We start from the raw sequence: 1149 nt of genomic DNA, 5'->3' as shown, positions 1-1149 counted from the left end.
AGTCGCGCGCAAACGCATGTCCTCGCAATTGCAAGATGGACCTAAGGTGGTCGGAGACGATGTGGAGAGATAGCGTATCGTCGCGGCAGCTGACAGACACACATGCGCTTCCAAACACAACACGATTCAACGTGATGTACGCCGTCGCGGCCCCCGTGCGGTCCGGACATATCAAAACGCGCTCAACGATCGCCCCCGCTAGCTCAGCGAGCTCCGCGGAACGTGAAAGCCTTCCCTCCACTCCCGGACCCTGTACATAATCCAGCATGACGGGTTCGAGCGAAACGGCGGGCACGCAGGAGGGCGAAACGCTTCCAGTCGCCACCGGATCATGCTGATCGTTGCCGAGCTTCCTGCAGCCGGAACCATCCGCGCGCGACTCACAGTCATCCAGAGCGGCCTCTTCGAGCCGTCGCCGAAAGCGCTCGTAATCCGCAACACGCACGGGCTTCCGGGCCGCATGCGGGGGCGAGCGGTCACGTGGCGGGATTGCCGACATCGAAGCGATGTCACGGTCCTCCATCAAGGCAGCCCCATCGCAGCTTCTCCAGACAGAAAATGCGCCGCAGCAACAGGCACGCTAAAATGCCCCTTAGACACCTCATTTCGCGCATTGCAGCGCCGCGGCCCATCAACACCAATCAAGACCTTGCCCCCCCCCGGAAAGAAAAGGAGGGTACGCGCCGCTCAGCGCAAAGGCACCTTCCGCCCCTTTGATCTGCTTAGCGCCGACCAGAAGCAAATACATTTTCGATATCGGTCCAGCTGATCGCGCTATGCCCCGCATTGAAACGAGCGGGGCTTTCGGGACAAGGGTCACAGGGACCATATTTGCCCGCCGACGAGATCGATGGATCGCTCGACAATGCCAGATCAATGGCCTGACGCTTACCTTTGCAGGTTGGCGACCGACCTTGACGTTCCATTCGGCACCTGCTGCAAAACTATCGATCCCGAGAGAGTCATTGCCTGGACTCATTGAGTGGTAGGGATCGTCGTTATTTGCAGTGCTCGCCACAGTGTAGCGATAAGCATCGTGTCCGTAATTTGTTCGCTGAGCGAAGAATGAATCGGGAATCCTCGTCGCCGAGCCCATCGCATTGCCAGCGGTTTTCGCCGAGAGGATCGCGCGTCATCACATGTTCAGGT

At 59.1% G+C, this 1149-nt stretch carries 1 protein-coding gene; it reads right to left on the bottom strand.

The features are described 5' to 3' along the window. Positions 1–523: hypothetical protein (locus AAFX91_RS41830; RefSeq protein WP_394570364.1), on the bottom strand; the 523-nt coding region annotated here is incomplete at its 3' end. Positions 524–1149: the final 626 nt, after the last annotated feature.

The organism is Bradyrhizobium sp. 31Argb (assembly GCF_043638955.1).
In the GTDB taxonomy this organism is placed as follows: Bacteria; Pseudomonadota; Alphaproteobacteria; order Rhizobiales; family Xanthobacteraceae; genus Bradyrhizobium.
Note: the sequence above shows the minus strand (reverse complement) of the source record. Positions and strands in the feature narration are given on the sequence as shown.